The following is a 459-nucleotide window of genomic DNA, read 5'->3' on the forward strand; positions in this document are numbered from 1 at the left end:
CACGAGACCACCTGTGGCGCACTGGTGCCAATGCCACCCTGCCCTTCGTAGCCGGTCACCGATGGCGCCCAGGCCGAACCATTCCAGGCTTTGTGATACAGCGCGCGGTCCGTGCCCAGCACGAAGACGTCGAGGCGATTCGCGCCCCAGGCCACGACGGGCGAGGAACTCTGGCGCGGCGTGGCGCCCGTGCCGCCCGTCGCGGTGCCGATGCTGGCGCGCGGACCATCGAGGCAGGCCTGCATGCGCGCCACCTGGCCGGAGAGCACCGCCTCGGAGAGCTTGAACACGTCGTAGCGCGCCACGTTGAGCACGGCGGCCTCGACCTGGCTCCAGGAAAGCTCTCCGGGCGGATGCAGCAGCGCGAGCTTCTGGATTTCCTGGTGGGCTGCCAGCAGGTTGCCTTCCACGCGGTCGGCGAAGAACTGCAGCGTGCGCTGCCCCTCCTCGCCCGAGGCC

The 459-nt window shown here is 70.2% G+C and carries 1 protein-coding gene; it reads right to left on the reverse strand.

The window, feature by feature from the left end; translation table 11 throughout:
• The coding region (locus E4T88_RS18905) for a hypothetical protein (protein ID WP_221411817.1) at window positions 1-459 on the reverse strand (459 nt) is incomplete at both ends.

It is taken from the genome of Dysgonomonas mossii, assembly GCF_004569505.1.
Classification (GTDB): Bacteria; Bacteroidota; Bacteroidia; order Bacteroidales; family Dysgonomonadaceae; genus Dysgonomonas.